Here is a 17,735-nt window from a genome sequence, read left to right as displayed (position 1 = left end):
CCTTCTGTCTTGGGTTATGCCGTCCGCGTCCGGAATCCGAACTTGGCCTTTAATTCTGCAATATGCGCCAGTGCTTTTTCCTTCGGTACCGGGATATGCAGCTTAGGGATTTGCACACGTGGTGCCGGAATTTCTTCGCCGGATCGGATTCTGGATGCCATCACCGCCAGTTCCTGAGAACAGCGTTTTTTCAGCTCTGACTCGGTCAGTCCAGATGCACGACTCAGTGCATGTAACTTCGTGACCATCCAGTAACAGGCGTTGTTTTGCCACGGATAATCCTCTGCCGTTCGGTACATGCTGCGGTTAGCACTGAACTTCATGATCATGTCGTAAAGCCCGTCCGCATCCGGAAGTCCAACGGCTACGCAGTCTGCCTGCTTACACCACTGAACGAACTGACCGGGTGACGGGAGAAACGGCTTCTCCTGCTGCCTGGCAATCCGCATACCGGCGTTGATCTGATCCACCGTCCGGATTCCGTTTTCGGCAAAGGCCAGAACCCACTGACGACGAAATTCGTTCAGGTCATCCTGTGTCTGGAAGTTTGCCATTGCGGCTGGGAATGTTGCTTTCAGCTGCCGGAACAGCTCGTTGAATACCTGAATGGCTTCCTGCGGAACTTTCTGTTGTGGTTTTGGTGCAGCTCCTGCCATTGACCGCAGTGCGCCAGCGTCACGCTGCTGAATGGCTGTGGTGAGTGATTTCATACTTTCAGCCCCTCCGCCCAATCGGTGTTATCGAAATCAAGATGCGGCCTGCCGGATGACTTACCCTGCCCCTGCGTGTTCCGCTTGGCTTCCAGTTGAGTCCATTTCTCGCGAAGCTTTGCAGGGCTCAGGATGTTGCTCTTCCAGAAACTGTCCTGGTTCGCGAATTTGAACATCTGGCAGATATCAGAATGCGTCCTGCTGTCCTGCTCTCGCATCAGGCGGACATCGTTAGCCCAGCCAGACCAGTTTGGTGTTTTGGCAGACGGGCTGATTCTGGTGATGAGCTGGAATATCCACTGCGCCGCTTTCAGGTCGTCAGCAGTTCCCCACTTGTCACCTTTCGGTGAGCTGACTGCGGCCTCTGGTTTTGCTTTGCGTGGAGAAGATTTTGAAATTCTCGGACGATCATTAAATACGTTAGTATTTAATATATTATTATTGTTTATGGACAATCGTTGGACATCTGTTGGACAAACATCGCTGAGAGGTACGTTTTTACTGGTGTTTTCGTTGGACATCCGTTGGACATTCGTTGGACAATTTTGGGACTGAAAATCGTCATATTTCACTATCGAAATCAGGCTGAATTTACGGCCTTTCGACTCAATATTAATCATCCCTTTCGACTCAAAAGTGCGGAGTAAACTCTTTACTTTGTTGTCCGGAATGAACGTCTCGGATACCAGTGTCGGTCTGCCGGTGATCATCTGGCCGCGCCGGACAATCATCATACCGATATCAGTGTTAACCTCCTCGTCAGTGTGATTTGCTTTCAGTATCAGATGCAGCCACAGATGGACTGCCTGAGAGTCCCTGTATAGCCTGCTGTCCATGAATTGTCTGTGTATCAATGCAAACCCCTTGCCGGATTGCTCCGGCGTTACAGGCCGCTCCTCCGGCGCTCTGCCGGGGAACCGGTACACGTTGTTTAATGCGGTATTCATGATCCGACCTCCTGTCCGGTTTCAGATAAAAATGCCTGGTACTCTTCCATAAGCAACCCCGCCTCGCCGTCCAGCTCTAACCCTGCATCAGCAACAGCCTGAATAAACTTTCTGGCCTTCACTGCGCTGAACTGCGGCAACGCCGCACTACGGGTCAGTTTCTTCTTACCGGCTGCTTTGGCTTTGCTCATCAGCCCTGTGGCAACGGAATCAGCTTTCGGGCCATGTTCGCGAGATAGTGCAACTGCTGTTGTCGCTGCTATTTCACCAGCCTCAACCAGCTTTATCAGTTCATCACCGGATGACAGTAGTTGCAGATGGGTTTCAACATCAGAAGTTGATCTGTGGAATTCATCAGCAATTTCCTGAATTGTGTATCCGGCATTCCTTGCTCTGTTGTATTGCTTTGCGCGTTGAACAGGGGTAATAGCCAGACCCTCACTGGTGCCAGCCTGATGAGCGAGGCGTTCTAACTCGGTACCAATGAAATCCTTACATTCAATCCTGGGGATGCTAATACCGTCAGCAATAGCGTATCCGGCACCGATATAGCGATGCTGACCATCAATGATCTTCACCCCTTTCTCTGTCACCTGGACGGATAATGCCGGGAGGTCAGCTCCTGATTTCCATAATTCGCACATTTTCCGAGCGTGCTCTTCATTAAGAGGGCGGATGTTATCGCCCGGCTCCAGATACAGCTCGTCATACGGAACCATAAATGCTTTCTTAACGGTGGTGCCGGTGCCGTTTTTGTCTTTATGCTTGTAATATTGCGATAGCGTTGCCATAATTACTCCTGTATGTATGTTCAGTTAATGCGCCTCTGCTGCTCCAACAGCCGGGGCGTTTTCTTTTTCCATCACGCTTGCCACTGCTTGCTTTGCCACTTCCTGAATAAAACTATTGCTGAATGCTTTATCCAAAATGGAAAAGACTACTGCGATATCCTTGACGTTTAACCGACTCACTTTCGATTCATGCCAGCCAGCTTTGCGAGCAAAATTGCTCTTCCCCATGTACAAAATCCGGTTCATGATTTCTGCTTCGGTTTCCATTACTTTCTTGCTGTAATTTGCATTTTCCATAATTCATAATGTCCTTATTGAGATACAGTTATTCGCTCACTTCCTGTGAGGTGTTGCTGTGTTGAAAAATGTTCCAGCACATATCCGGAACGGGCTAAATTGTGTAAAGAGCGGTGTGTTTATTTTTATGCTGCATCTGCGCCGCAGATCAGCCAACTTGGGTCGCATTTCAGTGCAGTAGCAATTTCAACAATAAATCGTGGTCTCTTGATGAATCCTGATTCAATTTGTTGAATTGATTGCTGTTTTAATCCAACCATCTCAGCTAATTCTGACTGGGTAAGATTAAGCGCCACGCGACGAGTTTTAACCCTTTCCGATAGTGTACTCATCGTGCCTCCTTGACAAAGTTTCTTGTATTTAAAAACAAATTAGTTTGTTTGTCAATTACAGGTTTTCTTGTGACTATCGATAAGATATTTGAAGAGGTTTTTATGTCGATCTCAGAACGAGTCAAAAACAAGAGAACTGCTCTCGGATTAACACAGGCTGAGTTAGCCGAGCGAGCAGGAACTACACAGCAGTCAATAGAACAATTAGAAAGCGGTAAAACCAAGAGACCACGGTTTTTGCCGGAATTAGCTGCGGCATTAAATTGCTCAGTTGATTGGTTGGTTACAGGAAATCAGGAGGATTCTATTCCTCCACAATCTGAGTGGGGAACTGTTGCTACATGGGACAGCGGAACGCCACTTGAAGATGACGAGGTTGAAGTGCCATTTTTAAAAGACATTGAGTTGGCATGCGGCAATGGCAGTTTTATTAATGTTGATTATAACGGCTACAAATTAAGGTTTTCAAAATCCACGCTCAGAAGAATTGGTGCGCCGTCTGATGGGTCAACTATTGTCTGTTTCCCAGCTAAAGGCGATAGCATGGAGCCTGTTATACCAGATAAGGCAGCTGTAGCTATTGATATCTCTAATAAAAAAATAATTGACGGAAAAGTTTACGCAATAGATCAGGACGGATTGAAACGCTTGAAAATGCTTTATCGCAGACCAGGGAACAAACTTATTATTCGCAGTTATAACCGTGATGAATACGAAGATGAAGAAGCCGATGAAAATGAAGTCCAGATAGTTGGCAGAATGTTTTGGTATTCCGTACTTGATTATTGAGGTAAGTAATGGATAACTTTAAGGCAAGACTGAAAAATCATGTTGAGCATGTGAAACAGGTTGGTCAGCATTGCTCTACTGAAGAGACGACAAAACAAGCTCTTATTCTGCCATTTTTGGATATTCTTGGGTTTAGCCCGTATGATCCACAGAAAGTAAAAGCAGAGTATGGTGCCGACTTCCCTGGTGCAAAAGCGAACGAGAGGGTTGATTATGCCCTTTTCTGCCAAGATGTTCCGGTGATGTTTATAGAGGCAAAGGGATACTTCGAGAAATTGGATAACCATTGTCCTCAGTTATCTCGCTATTTCAATTCAACACCTGAAGTTACCATATCCGCAATTACAAATGGGCTTGAATGGCGCTTCTTTACTGACCTAAAGCAAAAAAATGTTATGGACCCTACTCCATTCCTGAGAATCAGAATGGACGAGGTAAGTGATTCTGATGCTGGCCAATTGTTCCGATTTAGACATGATAAATTCAAGCCAGAAGCATTGAGAACTTTAGCTGAAGAAAGTGTTTATTTGTCTGCCTTTACAAAAACAATCAGCTCAAGTTTAAGAGATGTGGACAGTGAGTTCGTAAGATATGTTGCGAGCAGGTCTAATGTAGAAAGGCAGCTAAACCAGCGATTTATTGATTCCATTACCCCATTAGTTAAACAAGCAGTGGAACGCTCTGTTAGCGCAATGGTGGTGTCTGGCCTGTCTGGTAAGGGTCTATCTACCGACGAGCCAGCAGAGTTGGCGGATCCAGCAGAGGCTAAACAGGATAAAGAATTTGAAAATATTATCGATCCTGATAACCCAAACATTATCACAACAAAAAACGAGTTAGAACTTTTCGAAAAAATCAAATCGATAACTGGTTGCGAAGACATCCAATACAAGGATACCGAATCATATTTCGGGATATTGTATCAAGGCAAAACAAACAGATGGATCGTCAGATATTACGATAAAACCAATGCCTTTATCCAAGTACCAATAGAAGTCACTGACATCCTTGCCAATGAAATAGCAAGAGCCGGATTAGAATTAACCAATGGACGGATTTCTCTTGGATGCCCAGAAGACATCTTACGCATAACAGGGATCGTACTTGATTCATTTGAATACGTTAAAAATGATGAGAATTTCATCCGTAAAAAACAAAGTTAACCGCTAAGACCCCACCCTATAGAGCCCTCTCCTGAGGGCTTTTTTATGCCTGCCATCAAAAACCCCCTACAAATCCTTGTGACAAACCTCACTAAAACAAAAATTACAAAAAATAATACGCCATAAAAAACAAGCAAATACAAAATAACCGCCCCAAAAATACAATTTAATACAAGTTTACCTGTTTACAAGAGAACAAGAATTCTTGTATATTACAAACATCAACGGCACGGAGCCAAAGATAAACGGACTTAGCTCTTTTACAATCGGGAACCTGATCTGAATAAGTGTCAGATCACCACTGAGTGGTTTTTGGGATTGGTGAATGCGCAGGCGGTTGGATATTTGAGGCCATGTAGCCAGCGTGTGAGGTATCCCGCCACCAATCACCAAAAATTACTCAGGAGGCAATATGGCAACAATTACTGTTATTCCAAAGAAAGACAACGCGAAGAACCGCCGGTTAGCAAAGCAAATGGCGTTCTGGGACAGAAAGCGTGAGGAGTATGCAGCGAAGCCTAAAAGCCGCTCAGTGGAGGAGATTTTTGATTCAGTTTTCGGCCGGCAGGCAGACGAAACAGATGTGTTTGCAGAGCTGATTATCAGGCTGAAAGATGCACCGGAAGCACCACGCAAGCAGCTGAGAATGAACCGCAAGCTGATTATGCCGAACGGCGATATCACAGCCAGAGCGTGACCGGCGGCACACCAATACTGACTAACACCCCGCAGTGGGGATAACTATTCGGACATCACGTAGCACAGGGAAGTGCATAGGAGGAAGTATGGAACATACGATTAAAGTTTATAAAAACTCACCGGAGCATGGTGATTACCTCAAGGCGCGCTTTCCAGACGGTTCACACGGTAACAGTACGTTTGAATATGCGGGTCATCGGTGGGGTTATCGGTACACATCATTTGACGATAAAGGTGATTATGACCTGCTCTATCGCTTTGATGATGAACCAGGCGTGCAATCATTTACAGTTAATGATGCAACGCTGCGGGATTATTTTGCAGCCAAAGCAATGCAGGCATGGGTATCTCAAATACCTCCGGAAATGATGGAAGATATGATGAGCAGGTGGACTGAGAACTCATATGAGATGGCAGACGTAATGCTCAGAGCAAGGGAGAAATAACATGAAATTTAAGGGTACGCCTGGGCCGTGGACTATCACTGATAGTGGCGGCTCAATAATGGATAGTGACCAATTTATTATCGCTACCTGTAGCCGGTTAGCCGTCTTGTGCAGATGGCATGAAAAAGGATTTGAGCACTTTAGCGACGAAGGTGCCAGTAAGGATATTGGAACAATTGCCGCGAAGGCGAACGCTAATTTAATAGCGGCAGCGCCGGGAATGCTAGGATTCCTGTTGGAAATTAAAGGTGCTTATTACCTGTCAGATAAACATCAATCTGAATTAAATAGCATCATCAAAAAAGCACTTGGCCGAGAATAGCCGCCCTGCTCTCTTTCACACAGAAGTAACCCACCCTATAAATAAACGGAGTTAATTATGGCCGATAACAACGGTTGGATTAGCGTTAATGAACGCCTACCTGAAATCAGAGATGATTCTGTACTGGCGTACTGGCAAGGGCATGGCGGCATGGATATGGTTCATGTTGAAGATTTTTTTGGTGACATAACCAATGGCCGCGACGAAAACGGAAACCAAAAATACACCAAGCTTTATCTAAGCCATGGAATAACTCACTGGCAACCTATGCCAGAGGCACCAACCAAGTAACCCACCCTATCCCACCTCGGGATATCAGCAGGTAATCACATGACTATCAATCAGAACGTTTTCCGTCTGGCGCAAGCACAGGCGCGGGTAGCTATACGCCAGAAATGCGATGACATCTGGTGGTTAGCAATGGAATTACTCAGAGAAAGTTACGGGAGACAGGAATGCACAAGATAACTATCGAATCAAAACACCTGGCGACAAGCACTGAGCAGGCAGGATGCGGAAATCAGCGCGCCGTCATTTATTTTGACCGTAATTCGAGTGTGGAAACAATGGACGTTGAAACGCTTATCTTGCTGCTTAATCCGGAGAAGGAAACTCTGGAAAAGATACTCAGGGAACGATACGGGGAGGCAGCATGAACGCATACGCAGCACAGGATGCTCAGGAAGAGCGGCGGCTGGAGCATGCAGCATGGCAGGATGCCGTAAACGATGCTCTGTGTATGGATGCTGACGAGTTCATGGATGGACTCCCTGAGCATATCTTATCGCCGGAAATGGAAAAGATAATGGATCCTATCTTCATCAAAAACGGCAAATCACTGGATGCATTAATCGAAGGGATTCGGAATGCGTACCTCATCTGGAGAAGTGAGCAATGAGTACCGCAATACAAAAAGTGTACGAAACAATAAACCCGCTAAAAACGGACTTTGAGCAGGTTTGCAGTGAGCCGAGCATAGCATTCAAAAGGGAATCTGAGTTCGCTATGCAAATATTTGCCAATAACGATTACCTGGCAACCACAGCAATAAACAATCTGGTGTCAGTTCGCAGTGCAATAATGAATATTGCCGCCATCGGCATCAGCCTGAATCCGGCACAAAAACTGGCTTATCTTGTTCCGAGAGACAGAAAGGTTTGTCTCGATATCAGCTACATGGGGTTGATGCACATTGCGCAGCAATCAGGCGCAATAAAGTGGTGCCAGTCCAGCATTGTCCGCAAAAACGATAACTTCCAGCTCACATCCATCGACACCGCCCCACGGCATGAATACAACGCTTTCGCACCGGCAGAAGAGCGCGGCGATATTGTCGGGGCGTATGTCGTAGTGAAAACAGATGATGGCGATTACCTGACGCACACAATGCCGATTGCTGATATCTACGCAATCCGCGACCGCTCATCAGCCTGGAAGGCGTGGAAATCAAAACAAAAATCCTGTCCGTGGGTAACTGACGAAGAGCAGATGATACTGAAAACAGTCGTGAAGCAGGCAGCAAAATACTGGCCTCGCCGCGATCGACTTGATCATGCCATCGATTATGTGAACACGGAATCCGGCGAAGGTATCGATTTTAAAGGCGAGCAATCACAAGAGCGTGACGTTACACCTGCAGGAGAAAACCAGCTGCAGGATATCGCTGATCTGATGATTAAAGTTGATGGCGAATGGAGCGATACATTCCTCGCATTCATCAGCAAAAAATTCAACCGCCCTATCTCCCACCCAGAACAACTCACCGTATTTGAGGCTAACACCATCATCGACATGCTCAGGAAAAAGGCAGGCGAATAATGATCAGTAACGACATCATTCTCAGCAAAACCGGCATCGATTTATCAAAAATATCGCAGGGAAGCGAAGAATGGATGTCACTGCGCCTTGGGGTGATTACCGCCTCAGAGGTCTGGAAAGTGCTCACAAAACCACGTTCAGGGACGACATGGAGCGACACCAAAAAGACGTATTTCAATACGCTTATCGGTGAAGTATGCACCGGCGTAAGCAAGGATGTTAGCGCCAGTTCGCTGGAATGGGGAAAGGATTACGAACTCGAAGCACGGATGACATTTGAGTTTTACAGCGGCCTGACGGTCACGGAAGACCCGATAATTTTCAGGGATGAATCACTGCGAACGGCCTGCTCTCCGGACGGCATTTGCAGTGACGGCGCTGGCCTTGAGCTTAAATGCCCCAAGACAACGGAAGTCTTTATCGACCTGGCTTTAAACGGAATTAAGGCCATGAAAAAGGAATACACCGCTCAAGTTCAGTATTCAATGTGGATCACCAGAAAGGATGTCTGGCACTTCGCAAACTACGATCCGCGCATGCCGGGAGGAAAGGAAATTGTCCACATACCGGTAGAGCGTGACGAAAAAATGATGCAGGAATTCGACCAACAGATACCAGAGTTTATTGAGGCAATGGATGCCGCATTAAGCACACTCGGCATTGAGTACGGTAATCAGTGGAAAGGATTTCAGCTTTAATAACCCCACCGTTTCAGGATGAAGCGCAATGCAGGGATGCTGAGGAAATAACAATGACTGCTTACTATAACGAAATCGATCCGTTCGCTGCTCAGTGGTTACGGAATCTCATTGCTGCCGGTCATATAGCTCCGGGTGTAGTGGACGAAAGGAGTATTGAAGATGTCACACCAGATGACTTACGCGGATTCACGCAATGCCACTTCTTCGCCGGTGTCGGGGTGTGGTCACTCGCCCTGCGCCGCGCAGGATGGCCGGATGATAAACCAGTCTGGACAGGAAGTTGCCCGTGCCAGCCTTTCAGCGCGGCAGGCAAAGGAAATGGATTTGCTGACGAGCGGCACCTTTGGCCAGCATTCTTCCACCTCATCAGCGAGTGCAAACCTGGCGTTATCTTTGGTGAACAGGTTGCAAGCAAAGACGGACTCGGATGGCTCGACCTTGTTCAGACTGACTTGGAAGCAACGAACTACGCCGTCGGCGCGGTTGATTTATGCGCTGCGGGCTTCGGTGCGCCGCATATCAGACAGCGATTGTATTGGGTGGGCAACGCCAACAACCAGGGAATGGAAGGAATGCGGGGATGTGAGTCAGTCATTCTTCCGGAAGGACGGGAAGATGCGGAACGACACGCTGTACCGCCAGTTATGGCTGCACATGTTTGGGATGGATGGCAGGCCGTCACGGGAGCAGATAAAAACTCTCGAATGCTGCCACCTGACTTTGGCGAGAGAACTGATGATGCTGCCGGACGGGTGGGAAAACTCCGCGCCTACGGAAATGCCATCGTCGCGCCGGTCGCGGAAGAGTTCATAAGGGCTTACATGCTGATAACAGAGGAATGAATATGAAAGACAGAATCAAATTCAGCGACGAAATGTTGGCCGCTGTTATTGCTGGAAGGAAGACGCAGACGCGGCGACTGATTGAGCCGCAGCCATCAGCAGGCACTGAGGTTTCAGTTGTGAGTAAAACATTTCCATACAAATTAACAGGCGGCACGATTCCTTTCGCTGATAGGGATGGTTGCGAAAAGGGAATGCTGAAAGTGATATCAGTACACATTCACAGCATTCATGACATATCAACTGCAGATGCTATTGCCGAGGGTTTTGATAAAAAGTCACCAAGGCATTCCTTTATGCAGGAGTGGATTAACATCTATGGCGCTCATAACTGGATTGAAAATCCGTGGGTGTGGGTTATCGAGTTTCACAAAATCAAATGATCAGCACTGTACCTTTATGAAATTGATGATATGGTTTAAATTCAACATAAAGGAGGGCATATGTCAGTTGATTATTTAGTTTTCGGCGGTGACATGCATGGTGATATATTAACAAAAGAAAAATACATGAAAAAAAATACCAATTTTCAAGAAAGTAATATCATCAAATAATAAATCACCACAGAATATAGGGTATTCATTAGATGTTATTCCTGTATTTTATAAAGGTAGTACTTACGCAATAGTTGCCAATAGCAATTTTGACACAGATGAAGCTGGTGCAGCTATAGATGAATACAAGCCAAGGCCCATACCTGCCGAATTTCTTTAACCCACAATCACCCTGCACTAGCAGGGTTTTTTATACCAAAAATTAAGAGCTAACCATGACAATCGGATTTGTATTACTACTGGTAATGCACGGATCTGCTGTGCCTGTTACCGATGATATTTATACGCTCGAAGAGTGTGAGAGCCGCGCAGTGCAGCTAAAGGCTGTGCGGAATGTTGAATTAGTGTGCGCGGAGGTGGTGAGATGAAGGTTAAATTATTGAATGATGGTGGTTATGCTGGGCTGGAGAATATTAGTTTCCCAGTGATTGCTGAGGTTAACAATCATTATGACTCAGGGTTTGATGTTGCGGGATCGGAGCTAATCCGCATCGGCGGAGATGGAGAGCATTTAAATATCAATTTCGATTACTATTTTTCTATCAGCATCGGAGAATGCGAGGCAATCAATGAACAAATATCGTGACAAATCAGACTTTGAGATTAATAAGGCTGTAGCTAAGCGTTATTTAACGCACGATTTCAGATTAAATAGTACCGATGAAATCGTTGAGCTGATTGATGTAGATTTATACCGAGAATATGGCGGTGAATTTAACCTCGCAAATAAGTACGTCATTGGTAAATTCGACCCATGCAACAACCCGGCGGACGCAATGCCGATTGTTATTAGGAGTTTGATATCATTAATATCAGACAAGTCAGATGATGGTGAATCAGCATGGTGGGTTGCTCAAGACGTAACAGGCAGTATTGCGTCGGGATTGAAATCCAATCCATACCGCGCCGCTATGGAAGTATTCCTGATGATGAAGGATGCTGAGAATGAAAGCTGATTACGGCTGGAGCACAACACCAAAGGAATTGCGTGATTTATGACAAACTCCCCTACCGTTATTCTCAGCACTGGACGCTGAATTCGGTTTTTACCTTGATGCCGCCGCCGATAAAAATAATACCCTCTGCTCTCATTATCTCACCGAAAAAGACAACGCATTAAACTCCGACTGGCAAAGCTACGGTTCTATATGGTGCAACCCGCCGTATAGCGACATACAGCCGTGGGTACGCAAATCTGCCGAACAGTGCGGGAAGCAACTGCAGCCGGTCGTGATGCTGGTTCCGGCAGATACATCCGTGGGATGGTTTAAATCGGCACTGGATACCGTTGATGAGGTCAGGTTTATTACCGGTGGCCGGATATCGTTTATTAACGCCGGCACAAACAAACCGGTGAACGGAAACAACAAAGGTTCGATGCTTTTAATCTGGCGACCGTTCACCCAGCCCCGCCGGATAATTACCACAGTTAACCGTGATGACCTGATGGATATCGGCAACCGGTTACTGGAAGCACAAATCTGAGGTGACCAATGACACCACAGGAAGCAGAGAACGGACGCAGACGAATAGCAAGGGAATGCCTGAAGGAATTAATGCAGTACACATCAGACGAACAACACACCGCAATACTCGACAAATACACACCGAAATTTAAACCACTTAATCACCTGCGCTTTCCGGCAAAGAGAGTGCTCGGGTATTACGTGCGTACGTTACAGAAGGAGATGAAGGATGGATAAAGTCACGATGACACGCGACGAGGCCGCTAAATTTATCGGCGTAAGCCCTGATACGCTTACGTCATGGTGCCGCGCCGGACGCATTTCGTATCAGCGGAAAGACCCGTTCAAAAAGAAGTCCCCCTATCTGTTTACAGAATCAGCCTGCCTTGCGGCACTGAGCAATCCGATCAACACTATCGCCGAGAGCGAGATTGATGTGAAAGGAGATCACAAATGTCAATCTTCAAACGTGGTAACTCTTGGTATTGCGACTTCGCGACACCTGGCGGCAAGAGAATTAAAAAGTCGCTTGGTACGTCCGACCGGAAGCAAGCCCAGGAGCTGCACGACAAATTAAAGGCCGAACAATGGCGAATTGAGCAGGTAGGGGACTTCCCGGACTATACGTATGAGGAAGCCTGCCTGCGGTGGCTTGAGGAAAAAGCAGATAAAAAATCGATAGAGGATGATAAGAACTTTATCACTTTCTGGCTTGAGTACTTCGAGGGTGTCCGGCTGAAGGATATAACCGAGAATGCCATTTACAAGATCATCAGTAAGATGACAAACAAGCATGCTGAAAACTGCTGGAGAAGGAAAGCTGACACAGCAAAAAGGAAGGGAAAGGAGGTGCCGCTGTTTACAGCGAAGCCTGTCACTACGGCCACAAAAGCGCGATACCTTTCTTTCATTAAGGCGCTACTCAGAGCGGCGGAAAGAGAATGGAAGTGGATAGAAAAGTCACCTGTGATAAAAATCCCATCTATTCGTGATCGGAGAGTCCGGTGGCTTGAGCCTGTCGAGGCGAAAAGACTGATTGATGAATGTCCTGAGCCATTAAAGTCAGTCGTCAGGTTCGCTCTGTCAACCGGCCTGCGTCGTTCGAACATACTTAACCTTGAGTGGCAGCAGATAGACATGCAGCGGAAAGTGGCATGGATTTACCCTGAAGACAGTAAATCAGGTAAAGCGATCGGTGTAGCCCTGAACGATACCGCATGCAGGGTTTTGCGCAGCCAGATTGGTCGCCATCACAAATGGGTATTTGTCCACACTGAGCAGTCATACAGGAATGACGGAACACCGGTTGCGGCAGTAAGAAAGATGAGGCCGGATTCTAATACAGCATGGAGAGCAGCATTAAAAAGAGCCGGTATTGACGATTTCCGCTTCCACGACCTGAGACACACCTGGGCAAGCTGGCTGATCCAGTCTGGCGTTCCGCTTTCAGTGTTACAGGAAATGGGTGGGTGGGAGTCGATAGAAATGGTGCGCAGATATGCCCATCTGGCACCAAATCATCTTACCGAACATGCGAAGCAAATAGATGCCATTTTTGACAGTTACGTCCCAAATACGTCCCAAGGTGAAAAACTGGCATCGGGAGATAATCGCTAACTCTTTGATAAGTAATGGTGCCGGATACCGGATTCGAACTGGTGACCTTTTCATTACGAATGAACTGCTCTGCCAACTGAGCTAATCCGGCACGGCATTATTACACTCCTGCCCGGCAGGGTTTTCAAGCTGAAAACCGGAAATCTCTGCCGCTTTGCCTGATTTTTCTTCTTTATTCATACCTTCCTTGCGTGATCTGAAGCACAAATTCGTTATTTTCCGTTTTCAGCGGGCGGTTGCTGATTCTTCATGAAATCGTGTCTGTCTCTGTAAATCACTCCGGATACCATCAAAGATGAATAACCTGACAACAAGAACATGACTCTAATTATTAACTGATATTAATATGAATTATGGATTTAAATGCTAAATAAATATAAAATAATAGCGTTAAATTTCAATAACAAGACCCGGGGAAATATGTATATCACACACATCCTGTTACTATTCACCCGCTGATAATGTAAACATTTAAGTACAGCGTTTTGCTTTACTAACATGACTGTAAATGCGAAACCGTGAATATGATCACTAAACAACCACATACCGGAATGCATAACAATTCACTGCTTTAATTAAATATCTTTGTTATTCCCTGCTGTCGCTTACTTTTCATTCATGTAACGTAACATTATCAATGTGATCTTTATCATCAAATTTATCCTGACTGTGTCACATTTTTATTTTTATCCCAGGTTTCAGTTGAAGGATTCAATAAATCATAACGTTTTTCCGTACGATCAATAAAAACAAAGATGATTATAACAATTGTTACTTATAAGATATTTTAACTTAAATTACCGTACCAGTGCATCTGATGCATAGTTTTTGTTAAAAAAGAACAAGACTTCTCATCCGTTTTTTTATTCTTCCTGTAAAGATAGATTTAAATTTGTACGTTTAACCCTTATTTACTTTTTCTTAACCTATATAAAATCCCACAGAATAAAATGGCTTTTCATTGCAGCATAACTGCCCGACAGCATTGAATTATTCATATTACTCCCGGATTTTAACGATGAGGTAAATGTATATTTAACATAAATACACAACAAGACATTAACAAATACAATTCATTGAATATAATGAATTATTTCAGTTTAAGTGATACAGATCACCCGGTTTACACCTGTGATTAATACGGATTTTGTTTATTTCAGCCCCCCCCCATTCCCTTTTCATTTTTTTTCACGCATGATGATTTCACGCCAAACGAGAAGGATGGCAGAGAAAGAAATAACAGAAATAAAAAAACTGAATTTGAATTAAGACAAGAACACTACCGGATTTACAAATGTTATATCATTCACAAGGCATGATACTTATAAACAGATAAATGCCTGTGTAAATTATCGAGTTATTATTATAAATAATTGGAGATTTTACCATGATGTATCCAGCAGAACCGTATCGTATTAAAAGTGTTGAAACCGTATCCATGATCCCTCGCGAAGAGCGTATCAAAAGAATGAAAGAGGCCGGGTACAACACTTTCTTGTTGAATTCCAAAGACGTTTATGTCGATTTACTGACCGATAGCGGCACCAACGCCATGTCCGATAAACAATGGGCCGGCATGATGATGGGTGACGAAGCATACGCGGGCAGCGAAAACTTCTTCCATCTGGAAAGAACTGTTCAGGAATTATTCGGCTTTAAACACATCGTTCCTACTCACCAGGGTCGCGGCGCAGAGAACTTACTCTCTTCATTAGCTATCAAACCGGGCCAGTATGTTGCAGGTAACATGTACTTCACCACCACCCGTTATCACCAGGAAAAAAATGGTGCGACATTCATCGATATCGTCCGCGATGAAGCTCACGATGCGGGCCTGGATGTGAAATTCAAAGGCAACATCGACATTAAAAAACTGGAAAAACTGATTGCTGAGAAAGGCGCGGAAAATATCGCTTATATCTGTCTGGCGGTAACCGTAAACCTGGCAGGTGGTCAGCCGGTCTCTATGGCAAACATGCGTGAAGTCCGCCAGTTATGTGACAAGCACGGCATCAAAGTGTTCTACGATGCGACCCGCTGTGTGGAAAACGCCTACTTCATCAAAGAGCAGGAAGAAGGCTTCGAAGATGTCTCCATTAAAGACATCGTTCACGAAATGTTCAGCTACGCTGACGGTTGTACCATGAGTGGTAAAAAAGACTGTCTGGTGAACATCGGTGGTTTCCTGTGTATGAACGACGACGACATGTTCTCTGCTGCACGTGAACTGGTTGTGGTTTATGAAGGGATGCCTTCTTACGGTGGTCTGGCCGGTCGTGATATGGAAGCGATGGCTATCGGTTTACGCGAAGCGATGCAGTTCGAATATATCGAGCACCGCGTCAAGCAGGTTCGTTACCTGGGCGAAAAACTGAAAGCAGCCGGTGTACCGATTGTTGAGCCGGTCGGCGGCCACGCAGTATTCCTCGATGCACGCCGTTTCTGCCCGCATCTGACCCAGGATGAGTTCCCGGCACAGAGCCTGGCAGCCAGCATCTACATGGAAACCGGTGTACGTTCTATGGAGCGCGGTATTATCTCCGCAGGCCGTAACAAAGAAACCGGCGACCATCACCGTCCGAAGCTGGAAACCGTTCGTCTGACTATTCCTCGTCGTGTATACACCTATGCACACATGGATCTGGTTGCTGACGGTATTATCAAACTGTTCAAACACAAAGAAGACATTAAAGGGCTGAAGTTCGTATACGAGCCGAAGCAGTTACGCTTCTTCACTGCACGCTTTGATTACGTGTAATTATCTGATGACAGAGGCCTCATTATTTTAATGGGGCCTTTTTGTCTCTGCATCCCTATAACAATAAAGAACAAATAAAATCGATAAATATGAATGCTGTTGGTGATATTTATCATTAATAGGAAACTTTTATTATGAGTATTCATAGTGCCGATACAAATAAATCACCCGGACTGACCAGCGGAACCATGCTTGTTATAGCAACAGTCGTTGGCGGCGGTATGTTTTCTTTGCCGATTGCGATGGCCGGTGTCTGGTTTTCCGGTGCCACCGTTATTTTGATTTTAGTTGCAATTATGATGTTACTGACCGGTCTGATGTTAGTTGAAGTTAACCTGCATTTTGAACCGGGCGCCAGCTTTAATACCTTCACCACCGAGTTACTGGGCAAAAAATGGAATATTGTCGTGGGTATTGCCTTCGGGTTTGTACTCTATATTCTGACGTATGCCTATATATCCGGGTCATCCGCTGTTCTGACTCAGACGATATTAAAATATACCGGTGTCGCCCTGCCGATAAAAGCCGCGGTCGTGATTGTCGCCTGTCTGGTGGCTGCGATTGTCTGGTACAGCTCATTATGGGTCGGACGTATTACCACCATTTTAATTTTCGGTAAGTTTATCGCGTTCTTTGCCACCTTCTCCGGACTGGTTGCACACGTGGAAATTGCCAATCTGCTGGATTCCGCATCAGTGGCAATACCCGGAACGAAATATCTGCCTTATGTTCTGATGACACTGCCGTTCTGTATTATTTCGTTTGGTTTCCACGGTAACGTGCCGAGCCTGGTGAAGTTGTACGGCAAAACCAAATTCCGCTTTATTACCCGTTCAATTATTATCGGGACAATATTTGCGGTACTGCTGTATATCTTCTGGCTGGGTGTCACGATGGGCAATATCAGCCGCGCCAACTTCTCCCCGATTATTGCCAAAGGCGGGAACATTGATGTGTTCGTTGAGGCTATCGGCGGGGTGATGTCAGGGAAAACCATGGATCTTATCCTGACATTCTTCGGTAACTTTGCGGTGGCCAGTTCCCTGCTGGCAGCAACACTCGGCCTGTTTGACTATATTGCCGACCTGCTGAACTTTAAAAATGACAGCGCCGGTCGTTTCAAAACAGCAGTAGTGACGTATCTGCCACCGGCGGTGGTGTGTTTCTTCTTCCCGAACGGATTCGTTTATGCCATCGGTTATGCCGGTCTGGCCTTTACTATCTGGAGTGTGATTTTACCGCCGTTCCTGGTAAAAGCCTCCCGCAAACGCTACAGCGACAGCGATACCATTTACCGTTCGCCGTGTAACAGCGCGGTACTGAATCTGGTGATTGTCTGCGGTGCGATTGTGTATCTGACGGTCATTCTGGATGTGTTCGGCTGGCTGCCGGCATTTAAATAAGCGGTTACAGACGGCCGGAGGCAAATCATGCTCCGGCCGCTTGTGCAGCGGTTCTCTCTGATCTGCCGGGAGGCAAATCA

The 17,735-nt window shown here is 45.9% G+C and carries 23 protein-coding genes, 1 tRNA gene and 1 pseudogene; 19 read left to right on the top strand and 6 right to left on the bottom strand.

Translation table 11 applies throughout. The annotated features are described in order from the left end of the window. Positions 1 to 14 precede the first annotated feature (14 nt). From JL661_RS05175 to JL661_RS05155, 5 genes are all read right to left on the bottom strand, one after another. Positions 15 to 710 carry a replication protein P gene (locus JL661_RS05175; protein WP_036424719.1) on the bottom strand — a complete coding sequence of 232 codons (696 nt, stop codon included), beginning with the start codon at positions 708 to 710 and terminating at the stop codon, positions 15 to 17. Further along, a complete protein-coding gene (locus tag JL661_RS18285) occupies positions 707 to 1,546 on the bottom strand; it encodes a hypothetical protein (protein WP_225310062.1) in 840 nt (279 codons plus the stop codon). The genes JL661_RS05175 and JL661_RS18285 overlap by 4 nt, the downstream gene beginning before the upstream one ends. A gap of 107 nt (positions 1,547 to 1,653) precedes the next feature. After that, positions 1,654 to 2,448 (bottom strand): DNA-binding protein, encoded by a 795-nt coding sequence (locus JL661_RS05165; protein WP_062772834.1) that lies wholly within the window; start codon positions 2,446 to 2,448, stop codon positions 1,654 to 1,656. Positions 2,449 to 2,472: 24 nt separating this feature from the next. Further along, positions 2,473 to 2,745 carry a CII family transcriptional regulator gene (locus tag JL661_RS05160; RefSeq protein ID WP_062772831.1) on the bottom strand — a complete coding sequence of 91 codons (273 nt, stop codon included), beginning with the start codon at positions 2,743 to 2,745 and terminating at the stop codon, positions 2,473 to 2,475. A gap of 125 nt (positions 2,746 to 2,870) precedes the next feature. Beyond that, positions 2,871 to 3,077 (bottom strand): helix-turn-helix domain-containing protein, encoded by a 207-nt coding sequence (locus tag JL661_RS05155; RefSeq protein WP_062772828.1) that lies wholly within the window; start codon positions 3,075 to 3,077, stop codon positions 2,871 to 2,873. A gap of 102 nt (positions 3,078 to 3,179) precedes the next feature. On the opposite strand from JL661_RS05155, the gene JL661_RS05150 reads away from it, so the two are divergent. The 17 genes and pseudogenes from JL661_RS05150 (at position 3,180) to JL661_RS05075 (ending at position 13,494) form a co-directional block, all read left to right on the top strand. Then, complete coding sequence (locus tag JL661_RS05150; RefSeq protein WP_052927997.1) at positions 3,180 to 3,866, top strand: XRE family transcriptional regulator; 687 nt, start codon at positions 3,180 to 3,182, stop codon at positions 3,864 to 3,866. 8 nt (positions 3,867 to 3,874) lie between these two features. Continuing rightward, entirely contained in the window at positions 3,875 to 5,029 is a 1,155-nt protein-coding gene (locus tag JL661_RS05145; protein ID WP_062772825.1) for a type I restriction endonuclease, read from the top strand. A gap of 412 nt (positions 5,030 to 5,441) precedes the next feature. Next, positions 5,442 to 5,726, top strand: coding sequence for a hypothetical protein (locus tag JL661_RS05140; RefSeq protein WP_062772822.1), 285 nt, complete (start codon positions 5,442 to 5,444; stop codon positions 5,724 to 5,726). 88 nt (positions 5,727 to 5,814) lie between these two features. Further along, positions 5,815 to 6,174, top strand: coding sequence for a hypothetical protein (locus tag JL661_RS18280; RefSeq protein WP_062772819.1), 360 nt, complete (start codon positions 5,815 to 5,817; stop codon positions 6,172 to 6,174). 1 nt (position 6,175) lies between these two features. Then, positions 6,176 to 6,496, top strand: coding sequence for a hypothetical protein (locus tag JL661_RS05130; RefSeq protein WP_062772817.1), 321 nt, complete (start codon positions 6,176 to 6,178; stop codon positions 6,494 to 6,496). Between the two features lie 57 nt (positions 6,497 to 6,553). Continuing rightward, complete coding sequence (locus tag JL661_RS05125) at positions 6,554 to 6,787, top strand: DUF551 domain-containing protein (protein WP_052928013.1); 234 nt, start codon at positions 6,554 to 6,556, stop codon at positions 6,785 to 6,787. Positions 6,788 to 6,951: 164 nt separating this feature from the next. Then, complete coding sequence (locus JL661_RS05120; RefSeq protein WP_036412791.1) at positions 6,952 to 7,152, top strand: hypothetical protein; 201 nt, start codon at positions 6,952 to 6,954, stop codon at positions 7,150 to 7,152. After that, entirely contained in the window at positions 7,149 to 7,394 is a 246-nt protein-coding gene (locus JL661_RS05115; RefSeq protein WP_049246389.1) for a hypothetical protein, read from the top strand. The genes JL661_RS05120 and JL661_RS05115 overlap by 4 nt, the downstream gene beginning before the upstream one ends. After that, positions 7,391 to 8,314, top strand: coding sequence for a recombinase RecT (locus JL661_RS05110; protein WP_062772814.1), 924 nt, complete (start codon positions 7,391 to 7,393; stop codon positions 8,312 to 8,314). The genes JL661_RS05115 and JL661_RS05110 overlap by 4 nt, the downstream gene beginning before the upstream one ends. 2 nt (positions 8,315 to 8,316) lie before the next feature. After that, complete coding sequence (locus JL661_RS05105) at positions 8,317 to 9,012, top strand: lambda exonuclease family protein (RefSeq protein WP_062773021.1); 696 nt, start codon at positions 8,317 to 8,319, stop codon at positions 9,010 to 9,012. A gap of 53 nt (positions 9,013 to 9,065) precedes the next feature. Beyond that, a complete protein-coding gene (locus JL661_RS05100; protein WP_062772811.1) occupies positions 9,066 to 9,857 on the top strand; it encodes a DNA cytosine methyltransferase in 792 nt (263 codons plus the stop codon). Positions 9,858 to 9,859: 2 nt separating this feature from the next. Continuing rightward, entirely contained in the window at positions 9,860 to 10,240 is a 381-nt protein-coding gene (locus JL661_RS05095) for an ASCH domain-containing protein (protein ID WP_062772808.1), read from the top strand. Positions 10,241 to 10,775: 535 nt separating this feature from the next. After that, positions 10,776 to 10,997 (top strand): hypothetical protein, encoded by a 222-nt coding sequence (locus JL661_RS05090; RefSeq protein ID WP_062772802.1) that lies wholly within the window; start codon positions 10,776 to 10,778, stop codon positions 10,995 to 10,997. Continuing rightward, positions 10,981 to 11,367 carry a phage protein NinX family protein gene (locus JL661_RS05085; RefSeq protein WP_062772799.1) on the top strand — a complete coding sequence of 129 codons (387 nt, stop codon included), beginning with the start codon at positions 10,981 to 10,983 and terminating at the stop codon, positions 11,365 to 11,367. The genes JL661_RS05090 and JL661_RS05085 overlap by 17 nt, the downstream gene beginning before the upstream one ends. Beyond that, positions 11,357 to 11,896, top strand: a pseudogene (locus JL661_RS05080) (phage N-6-adenine-methyltransferase). Before JL661_RS05085 ends, JL661_RS05080 begins: the two are co-directional and overlap by 11 nt. Before the next feature lie 210 nt (positions 11,897 to 12,106). Next, positions 12,107 to 12,454, top strand: a complete 348-nt coding sequence (locus JL661_RS18585) for a helix-turn-helix domain-containing protein (protein WP_071992687.1) — start codon at positions 12,107 to 12,109, stop codon at positions 12,452 to 12,454. Next, a complete protein-coding gene (locus JL661_RS05075; RefSeq protein ID WP_327037593.1) occupies positions 12,337 to 13,494 on the top strand; it encodes a site-specific integrase in 1,158 nt (385 codons plus the stop codon). The genes JL661_RS18585 and JL661_RS05075 overlap by 118 nt, the downstream gene beginning before the upstream one ends. 15 nt (positions 13,495 to 13,509) lie before the next feature. On the opposite strand, the gene JL661_RS05070 is transcribed toward JL661_RS05075, so the two are convergent. Continuing rightward, positions 13,510 to 13,585 (bottom strand) — tRNA-Thr (locus JL661_RS05070). 1,296 nt (positions 13,586 to 14,881) lie between these two features. Between JL661_RS05070 and JL661_RS05065 the strand changes: the two genes are divergently transcribed. After that, a complete protein-coding gene (locus JL661_RS05065) occupies positions 14,882 to 16,252 on the top strand; it encodes a tyrosine phenol-lyase (RefSeq protein WP_004241032.1) in 1,371 nt (456 codons plus the stop codon). A 134-nt stretch (positions 16,253 to 16,386) separates the two neighbouring features. Further along, on the top strand, positions 16,387 to 17,655 hold the full coding sequence (locus tag JL661_RS05060; protein WP_004241031.1) for an aromatic amino acid transporter: 1,269 nt from the start codon (positions 16,387 to 16,389) through the stop codon (positions 17,653 to 17,655). Positions 17,656 to 17,735 lie beyond the last annotated feature (80 nt).

Origin of the sequence: Morganella morganii (assembly GCF_019243775.1) — a bacterium.
In the GTDB taxonomy this organism is placed as follows: Bacteria; Pseudomonadota; Gammaproteobacteria; order Enterobacterales; family Enterobacteriaceae; genus Morganella; species Morganella morganii.
This window is presented reverse-complemented; position numbering and strand designations above follow the sequence as displayed.

Coding starts and splice junctions, on each gene's coding strand:
- JL661_RS05085 (WP_062772799.1), top strand. CDS start 10,981: ATGAACAAATATCGTGACAAATCAGACTTTGAGATTAATAAGGCTGTA.
- JL661_RS05125 (WP_052928013.1), top strand. CDS start 6,554: ATGGCCGATAACAACGGTTGGATTAGCGTTAATGAACGCCTACCTGAA.
- JL661_RS05120 (WP_036412791.1), top strand. CDS start 6,952: ATGCACAAGATAACTATCGAATCAAAACACCTGGCGACAAGCACTGAG.
- JL661_RS05160 (WP_062772831.1), bottom strand. CDS start 2,745: ATGGAAAATGCAAATTACAGCAAGAAAGTAATGGAAACCGAAGCAGAA.
- JL661_RS05090 (WP_062772802.1), top strand. CDS start 10,776: ATGAAGGTTAAATTATTGAATGATGGTGGTTATGCTGGGCTGGAGAAT.
- JL661_RS05130 (WP_062772817.1), top strand. CDS start 6,176: ATGAAATTTAAGGGTACGCCTGGGCCGTGGACTATCACTGATAGTGGC.
- JL661_RS05175 (WP_036424719.1), bottom strand. CDS start 710: ATGAAATCACTCACCACAGCCATTCAGCAGCGTGACGCTGGCGCACTG.
- JL661_RS05100 (WP_062772811.1), top strand. CDS start 9,066: ATGACTGCTTACTATAACGAAATCGATCCGTTCGCTGCTCAGTGGTTA.
- JL661_RS05060 (WP_004241031.1), top strand. CDS start 16,387: ATGAGTATTCATAGTGCCGATACAAATAAATCACCCGGACTGACCAGC.
- JL661_RS18285 (WP_225310062.1), bottom strand. CDS start 1,546: ATGGACAGCAGGCTATACAGGGACTCTCAGGCAGTCCATCTGTGGCTG.
- JL661_RS05145 (WP_062772825.1), top strand. CDS start 3,875: ATGGATAACTTTAAGGCAAGACTGAAAAATCATGTTGAGCATGTGAAA.
- JL661_RS05140 (WP_062772822.1), top strand. CDS start 5,442: ATGGCAACAATTACTGTTATTCCAAAGAAAGACAACGCGAAGAACCGC.
- JL661_RS05165 (WP_062772834.1), bottom strand. CDS start 2,448: ATGGCAACGCTATCGCAATATTACAAGCATAAAGACAAAAACGGCACC.
- JL661_RS18585 (WP_071992687.1), top strand. CDS start 12,107: ATGGATAAAGTCACGATGACACGCGACGAGGCCGCTAAATTTATCGGC.
- JL661_RS05095 (WP_062772808.1), top strand. CDS start 9,860: ATGAAAGACAGAATCAAATTCAGCGACGAAATGTTGGCCGCTGTTATT.
- JL661_RS18280 (WP_062772819.1), top strand. CDS start 5,815: ATGGAACATACGATTAAAGTTTATAAAAACTCACCGGAGCATGGTGAT.
- JL661_RS05110 (WP_062772814.1), top strand. CDS start 7,391: ATGAGTACCGCAATACAAAAAGTGTACGAAACAATAAACCCGCTAAAA.
- JL661_RS05115 (WP_049246389.1), top strand. CDS start 7,149: ATGAACGCATACGCAGCACAGGATGCTCAGGAAGAGCGGCGGCTGGAG.
- JL661_RS05155 (WP_062772828.1), bottom strand. CDS start 3,077: ATGAGTACACTATCGGAAAGGGTTAAAACTCGTCGCGTGGCGCTTAAT.
- JL661_RS05150 (WP_052927997.1), top strand. CDS start 3,180: ATGTCGATCTCAGAACGAGTCAAAAACAAGAGAACTGCTCTCGGATTA.
- JL661_RS05065 (WP_004241032.1), top strand. CDS start 14,882: ATGATGTATCCAGCAGAACCGTATCGTATTAAAAGTGTTGAAACCGTA.